The sequence below is a fragment of the Hyphomicrobium sp. GJ21 genome, from assembly GCF_001006785.1.
In the GTDB taxonomy this organism is placed as follows: domain Bacteria; phylum Pseudomonadota; class Alphaproteobacteria; order Rhizobiales; family Hyphomicrobiaceae; genus Hyphomicrobium_B.
This window is the reverse complement of sequence record NZ_CDHO01000002.1, coordinates 517,556-537,024: the sequence shown is the minus strand read 5'-3', so window position 1 is coordinate 537,024 and position 19,469 is coordinate 517,556. Positions and strand designations below refer to the sequence as shown.

The following is a 19,469-nucleotide window of genomic DNA, read 5'->3' as shown; positions in this document are numbered from 1 at the left end:
CGGCAATTCCTCGCAGTCTCAAACGCCTTCGAGATCCATATCGAGGATGGCCATTTGCAGCTGATAGGAGATCTCGCCTTCTTCTTCCTCGCGATAGAGCGCGGCGACGAACTCACCATTGATGAAGACCTCGGCCATGTCGTCTTTCTTTGGCTGCGGCCGAACTTCCAGCGACGGCGCGCCGAACGTTTTACGCAAATAGGCCTGCAGCTTTGCTAGCTCGTCTTTCTTCAAGTTCTTCTCTCCTGGTGAGCGTCAGAGGCCGCCGAAATCGTCAACCCAACCCTGCTCCATCGAGCGGGCGGGTTCCGAACAACCGGCACTGCCAACAATTTTTGCCGGAACTCCGGCGACGGTAACATTCGGAGGAACGTCCGATAGGACGACCGACCCGGCGGCGATGCGCGAGCACGAGCCGACTTTGATGTTGCCTAGGATTTTAGCGCCCGCTCCGACGAGGACGTTATCGCCGATCTTCGGGTGGCGGTCTCCTGTTTCCTTGCCGCTGCCGCCGAGCGTCACGGCATGCAGGAACGAGCAGTTGTCGCCGGCGGCCGCCGTTTCGCCGACGACGAAGCCGGTCGCGTGATCGAGCATGATCCCCTGCCCGAAGCGCGCCGCCGGGTGAATGTCGACGCCGAAAAAGCGCGAGCCCTGGCTTTGTAGATAAAGCGCAAAATCACGACGACCTCTTTTCCAAAGCGCGTGCGCGAAGCGATGCGTGACCAGCGCGTGAAAGCCTTTGAAATAGAGCAGCGGATCGAGATAGCGCGTGCAGGCGGGATCGCGATCATAGACAGCGGAGAGATCGGCCCGGAAAATCTTGCCGAGTTTATTGTCGTCCTGAAGCACGCCGAGGAACGTCTGCGAGATCAGCCCGGCGTCGACGTCGGTGTGATTGAGACGCTGCGCGAGACGATGGCAGATCGCCTCCTCGAGATGCTCGTGACTCAGAACCGTCGCAAAGATGAAACTGCCGAGCGCGGGCTCGGCCGTCATCGCGGCCTGCGCCTCGGACCGTATCTGCGCCCAGATAGGGTCGACGATCTGGATCTTCGTCGTTGCTGTCTTGGCGTTCGACACGTAAGGCCTCTTGCTCGCAAGGTTCCGGCATCATCGTGCCGGCAATATGACCCGTCCTCTGACGATTATCTCAGCCGATTAACGATGGCTCGCGCCCGGGTCAATCAGAGAACCTGTCCTCAGTATATAAGTCTTACCGCACCGCGCGCATCTGCCACCGGCGCCGATCTTTGCCGTACCCTGAATTGCTCATTAAATAGCCCCCCGACAGTCATAAGGATGCCCTGGAATGGCAGAGACCAACGGCGACGGCCCGACACTAAGATATGGCAAAGACGGCGCAATCGCCTGGATTACAGCCGACAATCCGTCGCGCATGAACGCGCTGACCGGGGGCATGTGGGGCGCGCTTCCCGAAGCGATCGAACGGGCCACCGCCGACAGCGAGGTTCGCGTCGTCGTGCTGCGCGGGGCGGGCGACAGAGCCTTCTCGGCGGGCGCCGACATCTCTGAATTCGAGAGCGGACGCACCGGCGACGCCGCCAAGGTTTACGACGCGCTGAACGATGCCGCTTTCAACGCGTTGATCGATTGTCAAAAGCCGACGATCGCAATGATCCAGGGATTTTGCCTGGGCGGCGGTCTCGGGCTGGCGCTCTGTTGCGATATGCGGATCGCGGACGACACGAGCCAGTTCGCAATTCCCGCAGCCAAGCTCGGCATCGGTTACAACGCGCGGTGGGTTCGTCCTATCCTTTCCGCCGTGCCCGCCGATCGCGCCAAGCAGCTGCTGTTCACGGGCCGGCGTTTCCGCTCCGCCGACGCGGAAGCGATGGGGCTCATTACGCAGCTCGTGCCGAAAGGCGAAATCGAAGCGACCGTCAGAGCCCTGGCGCAAGAGATCGCCGAGAACGCACCTCTGTCCGTCGCTGCCGCGAAATGCGTGATCGACGAAATCTCACGGCGGCCGGAACATCCGGACATGGCGAAACTCGACACCGCTGTCGAAGCCTGTTTTGCGAGCGACGATTACGCCGAAGGGCGGCGCGCCTTTCTTGAGAAGCGAAAACCGGTTTTCAAAGGCCAATGAGACATTCGAGTCATAGATTTGCTCTTTCTCTGATCGCCGGGCTCTCGGGTCTCGCATTCGCGACGGCGGGATTCGCTGCTGATGCGGCGGTTCAGAATGCGTGCTTCTCGGCCGCCGCGCTCGCAGGCGTGCCGGGCGAAGAGCAGGCCGCGAAAGGTAATCGCAGCTTCGATGCGCCGATCAAGCTCGGCGATTTCAAACCGGCCCCGGCCGTGCCGGATACCTTGCGCGGAGCGATCCGGCGCGTCGATATCGCGAGCGGAGAAAAGGTCGTCGCGCTGACGTTCGATCTTTGCGAACAGCGCGGCGAGATCGCCGGATACGATGGCCGCATCTTCGATTATCTGCGGCAGCAAGGCGTCAAGGCGACGTTCTTCGCGGGCGGCAAATGGATCGCCTCGCACCGCGCCCGCACCGAACAGCTGATGCTCGATCCGTTGTTCGAAATCGGCAATCACACGGAAACGCACGCGAACCTGAGGCTGCTTGCTCCGGCGGCGGTGCGGCAGCAGGTGGTCGCTCCGCAAAAGGCTTATGCCGACGCGCGCGCCGATCTTGGCGGCAACCAGTGCCTCGCCGCGTCGCCGAACGCATTGCGTGACATTCCCGAGCTGCCAAAAGTTTTTCGCTTTCCCTACGGCGCCTGTAACGACGCGTCGATGAAAGCCGTCAATGATGCCGGGATGCTCGCAATCCAGTGGGATGTCGCGACCGGCGATCCCGATCCGCACACGTCGGCGAAGCGCATTGCGGATGCGATGGTCAACGAAACCAAGCCCGGATCGATCATCGTCAATCACGCCAACGGGCGTGGCTGGCACACGGCTGAAGCGCTGCTCATCGCCATTCCGAAGCTCAAGGCGAAGGGCTACAAATTCGTCACCGTCAGCGAGCTTGTCGGCATGGGCAAGCCGGTCATCACGGCCGAGTGCTACGACCGCAAGCCCGGCGACACCAACCGCTACGATTTCATCGGCGCCCTGCAGCATCCGCTGAACGCGGCGCCGCGCCAGCAATCGGTTGCATCAGCTCCCGCACAACGCGCGGCAACAGCGAAGACGAGCAAGCCCTGGGCGACGTCGGTGAAGCCTCAGCAGCGCTCGCGCGCAAAGCAACCGGCAGACGGCGCGAAGTGACATGGCGAGCCTGCGCATAAAGGCCGTCCAGCTGAAGGGGTTCGACCTCGAGCCCATGACGCCGGTCGCGGCGAAAACCGTCGGCCCGCTGCTTTCACGTATCGATCCCTGGGCGCGTTATGCCTACACGGGCGACGCGTTGACGGCGTTTCTCGCGAACGAGGAACCTGGCGCGCCGCGTTTCGCGATCAAGGCCGACCGCGTCATCGCCGGAGCGATCAGCATCCGAAACAACTGGCTGCGCGGTCCCTACCTGCAGTTTCTCGGCATTCTTCCCGGCTATCAAAGCCACGGCATCGGCGGCGCGATCCTCGACTGGCTCGAGAGCGAAGCGCGCGGCATCGGCGCGCAAAATCTCTGGGTCGCGGCGTCGGAATTCAACACGCGCGCGCTGTCCTTTTACGAGAAGCACGGATTCAATCGCATCGCGACTCTGAGCGATCTCGTCGTTGAGGGAAGCTCGGAGATTTTGTTGCGCAAGCGCCTGACGGCCGACTGAACGGCGATCTCTTCCGTCATGACGCGCATTTCAAAGCGTAAGGATAATTATTTACAGTTCTTTTTTGTGCGCCGCATTTCTTGCGTGGCTGGCGATCACGCCGTCAGATTTTTCGCAACGCATGAAATGAGCGCTCGGCGGATCGGCGATTGGAAACGTGGATTTTTCCCTCACTCTCCGATCGAAGCCGTCGCGACGGGCGTGCGATGCATATGACGGCTTCCGATGTGATCGCACGCATCCCGACGCATCGAAACGCCTAGAAATCAAGGCGTTCTCTCTGCATCGCAAAATGCTTTTAACTTGTCAGCACTGCTGGCGGCTGCGTAGCTTTCGACACGCTTCGGAGAGAGGCGCGACGGAATCCAAAACTCTCATTCGAGAGGTGACGGTATGACCTTGCAAGCGAGTTTCAATGCCCTTGCTACTGTCCTGTCATTTGGTTTCGTTTTTGCGGTCGTGATCGGGGCAATCTGAGAGCGACTTTCGAGAGGAACGCCTGAATCGCAAACCCGCGGCAAACGCTCCAAGGAGCCAACGAGACGGGGACTTTGCAGGAAGCCTGGCGCGAGCCAAATGACCATCGGCGCGGCACTGAATGTGACCGCGCCGATTTTTTTTCATCCGTCGTGTTGGGTGATCAGGCCGCTTTCGTCGTCGCGGTCTGGCGGTCGTAATTCAGAACCGGCGACAGCCAGCGCTCCGCTTCTTCCACCGTCCAGCCCTTGCGCGCCGCGTAGTCGACGACTTGATCGCGTTCAACCTTGCCAACGCCGAAGTAATGGCTTTCGGGATTCGCGTAATAGAAGCCGGATACGGCGGCGCCCGGCCACATCGCGAAGCTTTCCGTCAGCTCGATGCCTGCATTGTTCTGCACGTCCATCAGCTTCCAGATCGTGGCCTTTTCCGTATGGTCGGGCTGTGCGGGATAACCGGGCGCGGGACGAATGCCCTGATACTTTTCGAGGATCAGATCGTCGTTCGTCAGCTTCTCGCCCTTGGCATAGCCCCAAAGCTCGCGGCGTACTTTTTGGTGCATCGCTTCGGCGAAGGCCTCAGCGAGGCGGTCGCACAGCGCCTTCGCAATGATGCGGCTGTAGTCGTCGGTTTTCTTGATGTGCTTGGCGATCGCTTCGTCTTCTCCGATGCCTGCAGTCACGGCGAAGCCGCCGATATAATCGGCGACGCCGGTTTCCTTCGGCGCAATGAAGTCGGCGAGCGCGGTGTGCGCGCGGTTGCGCGATGGATCGCGGGCGATCTGCTGACGGAGCGTATGCAGCGTCGTCAGCTGCGTCGAGCGCGTATCGTCCGTATACACCACGATATCGTCGCCGATGCTGTTCGCGGGCCAGAAGCCGACGACGGCAGACGCCGTCACCCATTTCTCCTCGACCAGCCGTTTCAACAGAACCTGCGCATCGTCGAAGAGCTTCTTCGCCTCGGCTCCAACCTTGTTATCGGTCAGAATTTGCGGATAGCGGCCCGCAAGCTCCCAAGCCTGGAAGAACGGAGTCCAATCGATGTACGGCACGAGAGATGCGAGGTTGTAGTTCTGGAACGCGCGGACGCCGAGAAAGCTCGGCTTCACCGGCTTGAACGCATTCCAATCGATCTTGAACTTGTTGGCGCGCGCGGCTTCGATCGTGATGCGCTGTTTGCGCGCTTCATGCGCAAGGTGATTTTCGCGCACCTTCGCATATTCGGTTTTGATGTTCTGGACGAACGGCTCTTTTTCGGTTTCCGAAAGCAGGTTCGAGACGACGCCGACGGCGCGGCTGGCATCGAGCACGTAGACCGCCTGACCCTTTTGATAGTTCGGGCTGACCTTGACGGCGGTGTGCACCTTGCTCGTCGTTGCGCCGCCGATCAGCAGCGGGCACGCGAAGCCTTCGCGCTCCATCTCGGCGGCGACGAAGCACATTTCATCGAGCGACGGCGTGATGAGGCCCGAGAGGCCGATCATGTCGACCTTCTCTTTTTTTGCAGTTTCGAGAATCTTCGCGGCGGGAACCATCACGCCGAGATCGATCACCTCGTAGTTGTTGCACTGGAGCACGACGCCGACGATGTTCTTGCCGATGTCGTGGACGTCGCCCTTCACCGTCGCCATCAGGATCTTGCCGGCTGACGGCATCTGATCGACGCCTGAGGCGATCTTTTCCGCTTCAAGATAAGGCTGCAGATACGCGACGGCCTGCTTCATCACGCGCGCCGACTTGACGACCTGCGGCAGGAACATCTTTCCGGCGCCGAAGAGATCGCCGACGATATTCATACCCGCCATCAGCGGACCTTCGATCACGTGCAGCGGCTTTTCGGCTTTGGCGCGCGCTTCCTCGGTATCGACCTCGATGAATTCCGTGATGCCGTGGACGAGCGCGTGGGAGAGCCGCTGCTCGACCGTGCCTTCGCGCCAGGTGAGATCCTTCTCCTTGGCTTTCGCGCCGCCCTCGCCCTTGAATTTCGGCGCGGCGTCGAGAAGGCGATCCGTTGCGTCGGGGCGCTTGTTGAAGATCACGTCTTCGCAGAGATCGCGCAGTTCAACCGGGATGTCGTCGTAAACCGTCAGCTGACCGGCGTTGACGATGCCCATGTCCATGCCGGCCTGAATGGCATAGTAGAGAAACACCGAGTGCATCGCCTGGCGCACCGGCTCGTTGCCGCGAAACGCGAACGACAGGTTCGAGACGCCGCCAGAAATATGCACGAGCGGCATCTTTTCTTTGATCTGACGCGCCGCCTCGATGAAGGCGATGCCGTAGCCGCTATGCTCCTCGATGCCGGTCGCGACGGCGAAAATATTCGGATCGAAAATGATGTCTTCGGGCGGAAAGCCGACTTTCTCCGTCAGCAGCTTGTAGGCGCGCTCACAGATCGAGACCTTGCGTTCGATCGTGTCGGCCTGGCCGACCTCGTCGAAGGCCATGACGACGACGGCCGCGCCGTAGCGCAGAACCTTGCGCGCCTGTTCGAGGAACGGCCCCTCGCCTTCCTTCATGCTGATCGAGTTGACGATCGCCTTGCCCTGCACGCACTTCAGGCCCGCCTCGATGACGCTCCATTTCGAACTGTCGATCATGACCGGCACGCGCGAGATGTCGGGCTCCGACGCGATCATGTTCATGAACGTGGTCATCGCCTTCTCGGAATCGAGCAGGCCCTCGTCCATGTTGACGTCGATGATCTGCGCGCCCGCTTCGACCTGCTGGCGCGCGACGGTCAGCGCACCCGCATAGTCGTTTTGCTCGATCAGCTTGCGAAACTTCGCCGACCCCGTGACGTTCGTTCGCTCACCGACGTTGATGAACAATTGCGCGGCATTTCCTGCTGTCATTTTTTTGATTTCACCCGTGGACGAAAGGTTCGAGGCCGGAGAGGCGCAGGCGCGGTTCCAGTTTCGTCGGCGTCCGCGGCTTGTAGTTCTTTGCGTGGCTGGCGATGTGCGAGATGTGATCGGGCGTCGAGCCGCAGCAACCGCCGATGACGTTGATCAGTCCGTCGGCAAGCCAGGGTTCGACCTTGCACGCCATTTCATCCGGCGTTTCGTCGTATTCGCCCATCGCGTTCGGCAATCCGGCGTTCGGATAGGCCGAGATGCGAACATCGGCGACGTGGCAAAGCTCGGCGATGTAGGGGCGCATCAACTCGGCACCGAGTGCGCAATTCAAGCCAATCGAAAACGGCTTCAAGTGCCGCATCGAATACCAGAAGGCTTCCGCCGTCTGGCCCGACAGCGTGCGTCCCGAGCGATCGGTGATCGTGCCCGAAATCATGATGGGCAGCTCGAGATCTTTTTCCTCGAACACCTCGAGCGTCGCGAAGCCCGCGGCCTTGGCGTTCAAGGTGTCGAAGATCGTTTCGATCAGAATGATGTCGGCGCCGCCGTCGATCAATCCGCGCACCTGCTCTTTGTACGCCTCGCGCAGTTCGTCGAAGTTGACGTTGCGAAAACCGGGATCGTTGACTTGCGGGGAAATCGACGCCGTACGATTGGTCGGGCCGACGGCTCCGGCAACGAAGCGTGGTTTCTCCGGCGTCCTGGCGGTCGCGGCGTCGGCGGCGCTGCGTGCGAGCTTCGCGGCCGCGACGTTGATCTCATAGCCGAGCTCGTCCATGTGATAGTCGGCGAGCGAGATGCGCTGCGCGTTGAACGTGTTCGTCTCGATGATGTCCGCGCCGGCGTCGAGATATTCGGCGTGAATGCCTTCGATGACCTTCGGCTGCGTCAGGACGAGCAGATCGTTGTTGCCTTTGACGTCCTTGGAATGGTCCGCGAAGCGCTCGCCGCGATAGTGTTCTTCGCCGAGCTTGTGGCGTTGAATCATCGTACCCATCGCGCCGTCGATGATCAGGATGCGTTCGCTCGCGGCCTTTTCCAGCGCTGCCCAACTCGGCTTACGTCTCATCTCATGCCTCGCATTCAGTGTATTCGGTTACGCCGCGTTGGCGCTGGCATCCGTTCTCGCAGACCTCAAGCCCAGCAGGTGGCAGATGGCGTAAACGAGGTCGGCGCGGTTCAATGTGTAGAAGTGGAATTTCTTGATGCCTTCGTCGACGAGGTCCATCACCTGCTCGGTCGCTGCCGCCGCCGCCACCAGGTGCGTCGTCGCCGGGTCGTCTTCCAGGCCTTCGAAACGGCGCGCCAGCCATGACGGCACCGTGGCGCCAGCGCGTTTTGCGAAGCCCGACACCTGCTTGAAATTGTGGATCGGCACGATGCCCGGCGAGATCGGCACCCAGATTCCTGCGGCACGTGCGCGTTCGAGATAGCGCAGGAAATGCGCATTGTCGAAACCGAACTGCGTGATGATGCGATCGGCGCCGGCGTCGACCTTGGCTTTCAGATTTTCGATATCGGCTTCGACCGACGGGCTTTCCGGATGCGTCTCCGGATAACCCGCAACCGAAATCTCGAAGTTCGCGATCTTCTTCAGACCGGAAACGAGATCGGCGGCGTTCGTATATCCGCCCGGATGAGGTTCGTACTTCGTGCCTGCGCCCTGAGCCGGATCGCCGCGCAACGCCACGATATGGCGAACGCCCGCGTCCCAGTATGCTCTCGCAACGGCGTCGACCTCTTCCTTCGAGGCATCGACGCACGTCAGATGCGCGGCAGGCTTCAGATCGGTTTCGCGCAGAAGACGGGTGACGGTCGCGTGCGTGCGTTCGCGCGTCGAACCGCCTGCTCCGTAGGTGACAGACACGAACTCGGGGCGCAGCGGCGCAAGACGCGAGATCGACGACCACAGCGTCTCGTCCATCTTCTCCGTCTTCGGAGGAAAGAATTCGAAGCTCACGACGATGTCGCCGGAGCCGAGAAGCTTGCTTTTGCGTTCGTTGCCCTGAGCCATCACCGAGCCTCCTCAAGAGTGCCGGTGGCCGCGGCATCTCTGTTCGTATTGCCTTTGAAGTCCCCCGGCCGCTCGGCAAGCCAAAGCGTAACCGTCAAAATGTCCTCGCTGCCGCCCGGCTTGCGAGTCAGATCCCGCACCATGCGCGGAACGAGACCGGCATCCTTCAGCCAGCCGCTGATCTGGTCGTGCGAAAAGCCAAGACGCTCGTGCGCTTCTTCCGTGCGCAGAAATTCCAGTTCGTGCGGCGCGAAATCGACGATCAGCAGCTTGCCGCCGGGCGCCAGAACGCGTGCCGCCTCGCGGATCGCGAGCGATGGATCGGACAGAAAGTGCAGGATCTGATGCATCACGATGGCGTCGGCCTGGCGGTCGGCGATCGACAGCGCATAGATGTCGCCGTGCCGGACTTGCGCGCGCGTACAGCCATCCGTGTTCAGCTTGGCGCGCGCGTACGCCAACATCGCCTGATTGACGTCGATGCCGAGCCCGCGTTCGAAGCGATCGGAAAACAGTTCAAGCGTGCGGCCGGTGCCCGTTCCGAGATCAAGCAGGAAGCGGAACGGTCCGCTGCCCATCGCTTCGCGCATCGCGGCTTCGACTTCCCGTTCCGCGACGTGCAGCGTGCGGATGCGGTCCCAATCGGCAGCGTGCTTTTCGAAGAAGGCCTGGGCGGACGCTTCGCGCTCGCGCTTCAAAGCATCGGCCCGTTCGCGATCGAGGCGAACCGCCGCCTCGAACGGGTCGACGTCGGCCACGAGGCGTAATGCCAAGCGGCCGCCGGGCTGGCGGTCCGAAATGTGGAAATAGACCCAACTGCCCTCGCGGAAGCGTTCGATCAGGCCGGCTTCGAACAGCAGCTTCAGATGCCGGCTGATGCGCGGCTGGCTTTGCCCGAGGACCAGGGTCAGATCCTTTACGTTCAGCTCCCCGCCCGCGAGCAGCAGAAGAATGCGCAGGCGCGTCGGCTCAGCCGCTGCTTTCAGCGCTGTCACGAGATCCGATGTTTTGAGTTCCGCCGTCGGCATGGCGGTAAACATATAAACATATGTTTATGTGTCAAGCCCCCTTTGGTCCTACCAAAACCTCGGACAGTCCTTAACCACGTTTTAGCAAGCGTCCAGATACCGTTCCCCAAGCGCCGGGCGGCGTGGAAGCGGTGATGTAGATGCAGCAACAATCTTCTGAGTTCGTTGTGATTTCTGGCGCGATGTACCAGCTACCGATCACTCTGAGGCGCAGCGAGCCCAAGATCGCGAAGCTGCCGGGCTTGCTTTTGATGGCAACGCTTGCGGCGCTGATCGTCGTCCCGCAAGTCGGTCTCGCCGTGTACGCCGTCGCGTCGCCTGACCTCCGCGCCGTGCTTGTGGCCAATCCGATCGCGGCCGTCGAGCTTGCGATCGCGCTCGTATTCTGGGCGGCCCTCGTCTGTTGGCCGCTGCGCAACATCGTCATCGCCATGGCGTCCGACCGCATCATCGATATTCGCAATGGCGACGTCATGGTCGTCGACAGAACGCCGTTCTCGACGCAGGGCTGGCGGATGCCGCTTTCGACCTATATCGGCGTTTCGGTAAAAATCCGGACATCGCTTTCCAGCGTCGTGCGCGACGTCGTTCTGGTCCATCCCGATGCGAGCCGCAGCGTCACGCTGGCGACGGCGGAACAGGTCGGACAGGGCGAAATTCTCGAGCTTTGCCGCATCCTTGGGCTGCCTTTGCTACGGCCGGATGCAGCGACAGGAGTGAGCGGGCCATCGGGCGGCCACAAATTCGACGCTGATCTTGCACCGGCCGGAGCGTAATCGGGCATCGTTTTGACGAGATTGTTGCTTCTCTACCGCGGTAGGTCTGGTTTGTGCGAGCAGACAGATAGCGGCACATCCCTTTCGGGCTGACTTGAGAAGAGAGAACTGGTAAGGGGCGACTATGCGAGGGTTAGACACGCAGATGACAATTTGGACGCGGACGCGCTCCGCCTGCTGGCTAATTGCCATGATGGTCTGCGTCGCGGCGCTGACGACAACGAATGCACGCGCGGAATCGCCCGCAGCCTATATGCAGGGCGTTCAAAACGAACTGCTGGCTGCGCAACGCACCGGCGGCGTCGTGGCCTTCAGCGATGTTCTGCGCAAGCACATGGACGTGCCCAACATCGGTTTGACGGCGCTTGGACCTCATGCGCGCACGCTGCCGAAGGCCGAGCGTCCGAGCTATTACAACGGCATGATCAACTTCATCGCCAAATATGCGGCGAAGACGGCTCCGGAATATCCGGTGGCGAGCGCGGTCGTCGTCGGCCAGGGTCCTGGCGACGCTGGCGGTACGAACGTCGACGCACGCATCACGCTGCGCTCGGGTCTGACCTACGATATCCGCTGGCTCGTGATGAAGTCGGGCTCCGGGTACAAGGTGCGCGACGCGCAGGTCGTCGGCTTCTGGATGACGTCGTTCCTCGACGATATTTTCCAGAAATACATCACCGAGAACGGCAACAATCCCCGTGCGCTGGTGCTGGCTCTCAGCCGCTAAGCGCGACGAAATCCTTCAAACTGCATAACCGGCGGGCAGACGATGCCTGCCGGTTTGTGCTTTTTGTGCACGCATCGAGGATATTTTTCGCCGTACACGGCGCGCCTCTTAATCTCGCTCGCATTGGCTCTTATGTGGATCGGGTGCGCGCAGCGTGTCGATGGCGGCACGCATGTCCGCGCCTACGTTCCCATTCGCGGTTATCTCATTGACACCGCTGTTCGCCTGCGGGCGCTAGCGATGCTATCGGCGTGTAATGTCCGGCACATGGGATGCCGGTCGGGTTGAAGCGGCTTGCAACATGGAAGCAAGCCGCGGAGCAGGTAAGGAGGCCGTCTTGTTCTCGGCGAAAACGTATTCTCTGGCGAGCGCTTCATTTGCTGCCGCCATGCTGGTGCTCGGAACTTCACCGGGATATTCCGCGACGAACGACAGGATCGTTCTCGCGCAGCAGGCCGAGCCGGCCGACGCTGAGCAGGCGGAACAGACCCTTTCCGCTAACGAGGAAACCGCGCAGGCGCAGACGCCTGAGGCGGGCGCTGACGGCCAGAGCGCCCCGGCAGCGGAAGGCGGCGACGCCGCGGCGCCAGCGCCGGAGCCCGAGGCTCCCGCTGCTCCGGCCGACGCCACCGAGGCCCCTGCTCCCGAAGGCGCTGCTCAGGAACCGGCCCCGGAAGCTCCGGCAGCTGAAACCGCACCGGCCGCTCCGGAGTCGGCGGGCGCTGCGAGTTCGACCATCGAAGCCAGCCAGCTCAAAATCGGCCAGGCCGTTCTCGGCTCGGACGGCGCGAAGATCGGCGAGATCAACGGCGTGAAGTCGGATACCTCCGGCAAGGTGCAGGAGATCCTGGTTACGGCCGGAACGCCTGCTGGCATGAACGCTCAGGTCTATGCCATTGGCGGCGACAAGATCACCGAGGTTTCCGACGGCGTGAAGCTGTCGATCAGTTCGGAGGAAGCCAAGCAGTTGCCGATCGTCGACAAAAGCAACGGCTAAGCTCCCTGCACTGCCTGTTTTTCAAGCCGCGCTTTCTCGAAAGCGCGGCTTTTTTCATGTCGGTTTATCCAAACCGCCGATCCCCACTTGGCTAATGTCGGTTGAGTCCATTACCCAAGTTCCCGCACGCGATGAAACTCCGCGCAGCCGGGAGAGAAATTCATGACGCCGAGAATGAGCCGCTATGCGGCCGCAGTATTCGCAATTGTCGGAATGGCGATGCTTTTACCGGCTCCGTCCGGATGGGCGGACGAGGCGCTCGATACCAGCAAGCTGCCGCGCGTATCCGGCGGCAAGGAAATCTACGCCAGTCCGCTGTCGACGATTTTCACCGCGCCGTCGTCCGTCGCCGACACGGCCGCCGAGACGCTCAAGGTCTTGAGCTCCGATGGCTGGCAGCAATACGGCCGCGTCTCTGCGAGCGAGCAGGCAAATCCCGACATGGTGCTCGCGTCTCTCAAGAAAGGCGCGCAGGGGCTTTCGGTTTTCATCAATGCGGCGCCCGCGCAGAACAATGCGACCAGCGTCACGTATTCCGGCGTGCCTCTGGCGCACGACCTGCCGTTCCCGAAAAACGCGACCGAAATCAAATTCGATGCCGATCGTCCGCATCTCAAATGCACGACGCCGGACACAGTCGACGCCACGTCCGATTTTTTCAGAACGGAGTTGATCGCACGCGGCTGGTCCCCGTGGTCAAAGGAGGACTCGGCCAAAGCCGCATATGCCGACAAGAAAACCGAGAAAGGTCTTTTCTCCTACTACGTTCAAGACAATCAAAAGCCGCTCATCCTGACGCTGCAAAAGGGCGACGACGGCAAGACGGCCGTCAACCTCGAGAGCATTCCGCCGCAAATCCTTTTCGCGGCTAAAGAAGTACCCGAAGACAAGCCGGAGCCGGCTCCGCAGCCGTCCACGCCGACGGCGCATGACAAGCTCAGCGACGCCATGGATGCGCTGGCGATCGACATTATGGAGCAAGCGAAGAAGGCGACGAAAGACGCTCTTGCAGGCGTCACCGCACCTCAGCCGCCAGCCGATGCACGCGCCGCTCAGGCATCGCAACCGCAGTCGAAGCTGACGGCCCTTGCGGGCAACTCAGCACCAATCCCCGTGCCTTCGACGGCTGACGGTCTCGATTTCGATGGAAGCGCCGGACGTCTCGATTACAACAGTTCATCCAGCGTTGCCGAGATCGTCGCATTCTATCGCTCCGAGATGCCGGCGCTCGGCTGGAGCGAGCGCAAGACAGTCATCAACCAACCAAACATGGTTGCGCTTGAATTTCACAAAGGCGAGCAGGAGGTTTCGCTCACCATCATGAAGATGGGAACGTCGGTCAATGTGACAGGCGCGGGCTCGGCTTTGCAGAAAGAGGAAGCGGCTGCGCCAGAGGCCTCCACTTCGGAGACTTCATCCGGCAACGACACGGCGCAGGCGCTCGAAGCCGACGAAGCGGGCGGACTGCCGGTGCCGAAGCCGCACTCGCTGAGCGGGAGTGAAAAGTCGCTGTTCCGATATAGCGCCAATGCAAGTGTGCCAGCGAAGCTCACGTCCGTTCTCGAATTCTATCGCGCCGAACTCGGTAAGCGAGGCTGGACCGAGGATACCTCCAAGGCGATCATCAAGCCCGACGAGGTCGTGCTTTATTATACGATGCCCGAAGGTCCGGCCGTCCTGACGCTCGGCCGTGCAAGCGGCGAGACGACGGCTCAGCTGTCGATCCGGCAGACGGAGGCCGCGAAGAAATCCGGACTGATGCCGAAACCCGGCCAGACGAAAATTCTATTCGGCAATATTCTCGAAACGCCCGCGACGCTTGTCATCGCCGGAAAGACGATCAAGATTCCGGGTGGCGCGGGGAGCAAAGCTCCTGACGGCCCCACGCTCGAACTCGCTCCGGGCAAGCACGCCTACAGCTTGAAGGGCTCGAAAGCTCCGATGGCCAACGATACCGTCGAGGTCGCAGCCGACGAAATCTGGGGCCTGATGGTCGGGCCGGGCGGCGTGCTGCCGGTGCAGATGTACTGACCGGCAGCCGGTTTACGGATCAGCGCTCAAAGCGTTTGAACTTGATGCGATGAGGCGCTCGTCCCTTTGCGCCGGCGACTCCGCTACGCGGAGCCGGCCGCCGGCGCGCAGTTACCGCTCGAAACGCTTGAACTTGATGCGATGAGGCGCTCTTCCCTTTGCGCCGGCGACTCCGCTACGCGGAGCCGGCCGCCGGCGCGCAGTTACCGCTCGAAACGCTTGAACTTGATGCGATGAGGCTCGACGGCCTCGTCGCCCAGGCGGCGCTTCTTGTCTTCCTCGTAGTCGGCGAAGTTGCCTTCGAACCATTCGACGTGGCTGTCGCCTTCGAAGGCCAGAATGTGCGTTGCCAAACGATCGAGGAAGAAGCGATCGTGCGAGATGACGACGGCGCAGCCGGGGAAATCTTCGAGCGCCGCTTCGAGCGCGCCGAGCGTTTCGGTGTCGAGGTCGTTGGTCGGTTCGTCGAGCAGCAACAGGTTGCCGCCCTCCTTCAGGAGTTTTGCGAGGTGCACGCGGTTGCGCTCGCCGCCCGACAGCAATCCGACCTTCTTCTGCTGGTCGGCACCCTTGAAGTTGAACCAGCCGCAATAGGCGCGTGACGGCACTTCCTTCTTGCCGCCGAGCAGCATCTGATCGAGGCCGCCGGAGATTTCCTCCCAGACGGTTTTCTTGTCATCGAGATGCGCGCGCGACTGGTCGACGTAGGCGATCTTCACGGTGTCGCCGAGACGGATAGATCCGCTGTCGGGTTGCTCGGCGCCGGTGAGCATCTTGAACAGCGTCGTCTTGCCGGCGCCATTCGGGCCGATGACGCCGACGATGCCGCCGGGCGGCAGCTTAAACGAGAGATTGTCGATCAGCAGGCGGTCGCCGAAACCTTTGCTCAGTCCGTCGGCTTCGATCACGACGCCGCCGAGACGCGGACCGGTCGCGATCTGGATGCTGGCGCGGCCGTTCTCTTCGCGTCCGGCTTCGTCGGCGAGTTTTTCATAGGCGGTGATACGCGCCTTCGACTTGGCCTGACGGGCTTTCGGCGAGGAGCGGATCCATTCGAGTTCGCGCGAGAGCGTCTTCTGCTTGCCCTCCTCCTGCGCCTTCTCGACGGCTTCGCGCTTGGCCTTCTGTTCGAGCCAGCCCGAGTAGTTGCCCTTCCACGGCACACCCTGGCCGCGATCGAGTTCCAGCGTCCACTCCGTGATGTTGTCGAGGAAGTAGCGATCGTGCGTCACGAGGATCACGCAGCCCGCGTATTCCTTCAGATAGCGTTCGAGCCAGGCGACGCTTTCGGCATCGAGATGGTTGGTCGGCTCGTCGAGCAGCAGAATGTCGGGCTTGGAGAGCAGCAAACGTGTCAGCGCCACGCGGCGCTTCTCGCCGCCCGAGAGCTTCGTCACGTCCGCGTCTCCCGGCGGCGAACGCAACGCGTCGAGCGCCTGCTCGACTTGCGCATCGAGATCCCAAAGGTTCTGCGCGTCGATCTGGTCCTGCAGCGCCGTCATTTCATCGGCGGTTTCGTCGGAATAGTTGGCGGCGATCTCGTTGTAGCGATCTAGAATTGCTTTCTTTTCCGCGACGCCTTCCATCGCGTTGCCGAGAACGTCCTTCTCCGGATCGAGCTCGGGCTCCTGCGGAAGATATCCGACCTTGATGCCGTCGGCCGCCCAGGCTTCGCCGATATAGTCGTCGATGCGGCCAGCCATGATTTTAAGCAGGGTCGATTTGCCCGCGCCGTTCAAACCGACGACGCCGATCTTCGCACCGGGCAGGAACGACAGCGAAATGTCCTTCAGCACCTGCTTTCCGCCGGGATAGGCCTTGGAGAGCTTGTGCATATGGTAGACGTACTGGTGTGCGGCCATCGTCGGCGCCTCTGCGTAAGACGTTTAAGGGATTAGGCGCGCGTTCTAGCCGATCGCTGCGCATTGCTCAAATATTTATCATTGGGCTCGCGTTTCAACCTGCTCAGAGGGCCGCATGCCGGCGGGTTTAGCGCGGCGGCGCGGAAACGAGTCCGGGGAGCATTTTGGCGCGTTTCTTCCAGCGGTGCTCAATCTCGGATGCGATCACATCGGCGGAGTGAAGCGGCTTATAGCTCCAGGTTGCGATTTCGCTTCCGGGGCTCGGAGGCGGCCGCGTGACGCCGTGTTCGGCGAGCGCTTTATGGAAGCGATCGAACTTCGCGCCACCGCCGGAGGGCGAAAAAACATAAATCGGTCGCCCGGTCGCGGCAGCCTCGCACGTCATGCTGACGCTGTCGGCGGTGATGAGAAACATATCGGCGTGGGCGAGAAAATCCGGATAGGGATTGTTTTCGCCGCCGGCCCAGAACAGCGCATTCGTATCGCGCACGGCGTCCTTGATACCCGCCGCGAGTTTCTCCGGTGTCCGCCGCGATGTCGTGATCATCAGACCGAAGCCGCGGTACGCGAAATCCTTGAGACATGCGACGAGCCGCGACTGGTCGTCGTCGCTGTAGGTGTAATCGCCGTTCGGTCCGCCGATCAGGCAGGCGACGCGTGGCTGCGGCAGCGCGGCGATTGCCGCCGGCATGTGCGCGCGCAGGGCTTCGAGCCGTTGCGGCGAATAACGATGCGGGGCGGTGAGCGTCGTGATGACATTCAATCCGCGCAAACGGTCATGCTCTGGAACCCAGATCAGGTCGGCGCTCGCCGGTCCTGTTCGCGGGTCCATGAGAATGACCGTGTACGTCTTAAAGCCTGCCAGCCGGCGAAGCGCGCGCAGATAAGGGATCGTCGTGCGGCCCGTCGCAAACGCGATGACAGGCCAGGGCGGAGCAAACTGCGCGCCCGGCTGCCCGAAGCGTTCACGGGGCGCGACAGGGCCCCAGGGCGCCATCCACTTGAAGACGCCGCTCGGCGCGACGCGCTTCACCTCGGCCTTCAGACCCAGCGCCTCGACGACGCCAAAACACTGAGCCTCGTGCCCAGCCTTGCCGTCGGAAATGATCCAGGCCGTCTGGCCTGCGAGGGGGTGAGCGTCGAGCGAGGAAGCGGTCATGCGGCGATGTTTTCATCTCTTCGGCGTCGGGTGTCGAGCCCCGAAGCAGGCGCGCTAACGAAACAAACGAAACGTGGTGCGGCGGAGCAGCGTTCCTGATATTACACTCGCGCTGCCTGGAACGATTGTTAATGGCGATAGAACTCGACGCGACCGACTGGCGAATCCTCAAAGAGCTGCAGGCCGACGGCCGAATGACGAACATCGCGCTCGCCAACCGGATTGGGCTTTCCGCGCCGCCGTGCCTGCGCCGGGTTCGTGCGCTCGAGGAAGCCGGGCTGATTTCAGGATACACGGCGCTGATCGACGAGGTCGCGCTCGGATATGCTTTGACAGCGTTTGCCATGGTCCGCCTGCACAATCAGGCCGAGTCCGATCTCCGCGCTTTCGAAAATCGCGTTCTCGGCTGGCCCCTCGTCCGGGAGGCCTACATGCTTTCCGGCGAAAGCGATTTTATGCTGAAATGCATCGCGCGCGATCTGCCCGAATTTCAGAACTTCGTGCTCGATGCGCTGACGTCGGCGCCGAACGTCGCGAGCGTCAAGACGTTCCTGACCATTCGACGAACCAAGCGCGAGCCTGGCGTTCCGATTGCTGTGACTGGACCGGAAGAGACCTGACGCACGAACGAAGTCGAGGACGCATGCAGGGCCTTATGAGCAATCCGACACTCATGCGCTTCATGCTTCTCGCCGGTTTGCTGTCACTCGGTGTGGCGAGCAACGCGTCGGCGACGTCGAGCGATCTCTACGATCGTTATTTCTCGAACGTGCTCGCCGGGCGGCCGTGTTTCGCGGCAACCTACGGCGAAGCGCATCTCAAAACGCACCCGGCGCAGCGCGTGCGCAGCATCGAGGTCGACCTCGCCAAAACGAATTCGGACGGCTCGCCGAATTCTGCCGATCGCTTCCAGCTCGGCTTCGCGCTCATGCTTTCCATCAAAGATGAGTGGTACGGACAGGCTGCAAGCTGCAAGGCGAGCGATCAGGGTTTCGACTGCTTTCTCGAGGCAGACGGCGGCATCTTCCGCCTAAGCCCGATCGGCGACGGCGGCCTGAGACTAAAAACGGGCGAAACCGGGCTAGCGCTCGAAGGCACGGCGGATACAGTCGAACTCAGCGGCACCGAAGGCGACGACAGAGTGTTCGATCTCCTGCCTTCACAGCGCGAATGCGACGCGGCACGCGCCTACTTCGACGGCGATAGCGATTAACGCCGATGCGGGCTAGAGCGCGGCGCCCGAGTTACTTCCAGGCGACTTTCAGAACTTCGAGGGTCCGCGTGCCCTTCGGCGTCGTGACGTCGACGCTCTCGCCTTTCGTCTTGCCGATCAACGCGCGCGCGATCGGCGACGAGATCGAGATCTTGCCGTTCTTCAGGTCGGCTTCGGTGTCGCCGACGATGGTGTACGTCACCTTGTCTTCGGAATCTTCGTCCTGAAGCGTGACCGTCGCGCCGAACTTGACCGTGTCACCAGAGAGCTTCGACGTGTCGATGACCTCGGCGCGATTGATCTTGTCCTCAAGCTCAGCGACGCGGGCTTCGTTCAGGCCCTGCTGTTCCTTGGCAGCATGGTATTCCGCGTTTTCCGAAAGGTCGCCGTGGGCGCGCGCTTCCGAGATCGCAGCGATGATACGCGGGCGCTCGACAGCTTTCAGCCGCTGCAGCTCCGTTTCGAGGTTCTTGTATCCCTCGATGGTCATCGGCACCCGTTCCATCATCTTCTCCACGTCTCGAACGGTCTCTACTCGCGGAGCGCCGGCTCCGACCCAGTTAAACTCGCGCTTTAA

General features: G+C 61.6%; 16 protein-coding genes and 1 pseudogene. 9 read left to right on the top strand and 8 right to left on the bottom strand.

Going from position 1 to position 19,469, the window contains the following annotated elements; translation table 11 throughout:
* Positions 1-18 precede the first annotated feature (18 nt).
* A complete protein-coding gene (locus HYPGJ_RS05510) occupies positions 19-234 on the bottom strand; it encodes a DUF3126 family protein (protein WP_046846239.1) in 216 nt (71 codons plus the stop codon).
* 21 nt (positions 235-255) lie between these two features.
* Positions 256-1,083 carry a serine O-acetyltransferase gene (gene cysE / locus HYPGJ_RS05505; RefSeq protein WP_013215758.1) on the bottom strand — a complete coding sequence of 276 codons (828 nt, stop codon included), beginning with the start codon at positions 1,081-1,083 and terminating at the stop codon, positions 256-258.
* Between the two features lie 229 nt (positions 1,084-1,312).
* Here cysE and HYPGJ_RS05500 point away from each other — a divergent pair, with 229 nt between their 5' ends.
* Genes HYPGJ_RS05500 through HYPGJ_RS05490 form a run of 3 tightly spaced genes read left to right on the top strand, consistent with a single transcriptional unit; the run spans position 1,313 to position 3,748 of the window.
* The gene (locus HYPGJ_RS05500; protein ID WP_046846238.1) at positions 1,313-2,113 is read left to right on the top strand and encodes an enoyl-CoA hydratase; all 801 of its coding nucleotides are present in this window, start codon (positions 1,313-1,315) and stop codon (positions 2,111-2,113) included.
* Complete coding sequence (locus HYPGJ_RS05495; protein ID WP_046846237.1) at positions 2,110-3,249, top strand: polysaccharide deacetylase family protein; 1,140 nt, start codon at positions 2,110-2,112, stop codon at positions 3,247-3,249. Before HYPGJ_RS05500 ends, HYPGJ_RS05495 begins: the two co-directional genes overlap by 4 nt.
* Position 3,250: 1 nt before the next feature.
* On the top strand, positions 3,251-3,748 hold the full coding sequence (locus HYPGJ_RS05490) for a GNAT family N-acetyltransferase (RefSeq protein WP_046846236.1): 498 nt from the start codon (positions 3,251-3,253) through the stop codon (positions 3,746-3,748).
* Positions 3,749-4,388: 640 nt separating this feature from the next.
* Here HYPGJ_RS05490 and metH read toward each other — a convergent pair.
* From metH to HYPGJ_RS05470, 3 genes and pseudogenes are all read right to left on the bottom strand, one after another.
* A pseudogene (metH, locus tag HYPGJ_RS05480) lies at positions 4,389-8,154 on the bottom strand (methionine synthase).
* Positions 8,155-8,181: 27 nt separating this feature from the next.
* The gene (metF, locus tag HYPGJ_RS05475) at positions 8,182-9,099 is read right to left on the bottom strand and encodes a methylenetetrahydrofolate reductase [NAD(P)H] (protein WP_046846234.1); all 918 of its coding nucleotides are present in this window, start codon (positions 9,097-9,099) and stop codon (positions 8,182-8,184) included.
* Positions 9,099-10,139, bottom strand: coding sequence for a metalloregulator ArsR/SmtB family transcription factor (locus HYPGJ_RS05470; RefSeq protein WP_244466017.1), 1,041 nt, complete (start codon positions 10,137-10,139; stop codon positions 9,099-9,101). The genes metF and HYPGJ_RS05470 overlap by 1 nt, the downstream gene beginning before the upstream one ends.
* Positions 10,140-10,267: 128 nt before the next feature.
* Here HYPGJ_RS05470 and HYPGJ_RS05465 point away from each other — a divergent pair, with 128 nt between their 5' ends.
* The 4 genes from HYPGJ_RS05465 to HYPGJ_RS05450 all read left to right on the top strand — a co-directional run bounded on the left by HYPGJ_RS05465 (position 10,268) and on the right by HYPGJ_RS05450 (position 14,658).
* Positions 10,268-10,903, top strand: coding sequence for a hypothetical protein (locus HYPGJ_RS05465; protein ID WP_046846232.1), 636 nt, complete (start codon positions 10,268-10,270; stop codon positions 10,901-10,903).
* A 145-nt stretch (positions 10,904-11,048) separates the two neighbouring features.
* Entirely contained in the window at positions 11,049-11,630 is a 582-nt protein-coding gene (locus HYPGJ_RS05460; protein WP_244466016.1) for an ABC transporter substrate-binding protein, read from the top strand.
* Between the two features lie 301 nt (positions 11,631-11,931).
* Positions 11,932-12,627: a PRC-barrel domain-containing protein gene (locus HYPGJ_RS05455; RefSeq protein ID WP_046846729.1), complete on the top strand. Its 696-nt coding sequence runs from the start codon at positions 11,932-11,934 to the stop codon at positions 12,625-12,627.
* Between the two features lie 162 nt (positions 12,628-12,789).
* Positions 12,790-14,658: a hypothetical protein gene (locus tag HYPGJ_RS05450; protein WP_143440495.1), complete on the top strand. Its 1,869-nt coding sequence runs from the start codon at positions 12,790-12,792 to the stop codon at positions 14,656-14,658.
* 203 nt (positions 14,659-14,861) lie between these two features.
* Here the strand turns inward: HYPGJ_RS05450 and ettA are convergent, their stop codons facing one another.
* Both ettA and HYPGJ_RS05440 read right to left on the bottom strand, forming a co-directional pair.
* Positions 14,862-16,520 carry an energy-dependent translational throttle protein EttA gene (gene ettA, locus HYPGJ_RS05445; RefSeq protein ID WP_046846229.1) on the bottom strand — a complete coding sequence of 553 codons (1,659 nt, stop codon included), beginning with the start codon at positions 16,518-16,520 and terminating at the stop codon, positions 14,862-14,864.
* Between the two features lie 127 nt (positions 16,521-16,647).
* Positions 16,648-17,679, bottom strand: coding sequence for a mitochondrial fission ELM1 family protein (locus HYPGJ_RS05440; RefSeq protein ID WP_046846228.1), 1,032 nt, complete (start codon positions 17,677-17,679; stop codon positions 16,648-16,650).
* Positions 17,680-17,810: 131 nt separating this feature from the next.
* Here HYPGJ_RS05440 and HYPGJ_RS05435 point away from each other — a divergent pair, with 131 nt between their 5' ends.
* Together HYPGJ_RS05435 and HYPGJ_RS05430 are read left to right on the top strand one after the other, a co-directional pair.
* Entirely contained in the window at positions 17,811-18,299 is a 489-nt protein-coding gene (locus tag HYPGJ_RS05435) for an Lrp/AsnC family transcriptional regulator (protein WP_046846227.1), read from the top strand.
* 23 nt (positions 18,300-18,322) lie between these two features.
* Positions 18,323-18,892, top strand: coding sequence for a hypothetical protein (locus HYPGJ_RS05430; RefSeq protein WP_046846226.1), 570 nt, complete (start codon positions 18,323-18,325; stop codon positions 18,890-18,892).
* 31 nt (positions 18,893-18,923) lie between these two features.
* On the opposite strand, the gene greA is transcribed toward HYPGJ_RS05430, so the two are convergent.
* The gene (gene greA, locus HYPGJ_RS05425; RefSeq protein ID WP_046846728.1) at positions 18,924-19,397 is read right to left on the bottom strand and encodes a transcription elongation factor GreA; all 474 of its coding nucleotides are present in this window, start codon (positions 19,395-19,397) and stop codon (positions 18,924-18,926) included.
* Between the last annotated feature and the right edge of the window lie 72 nt (positions 19,398-19,469).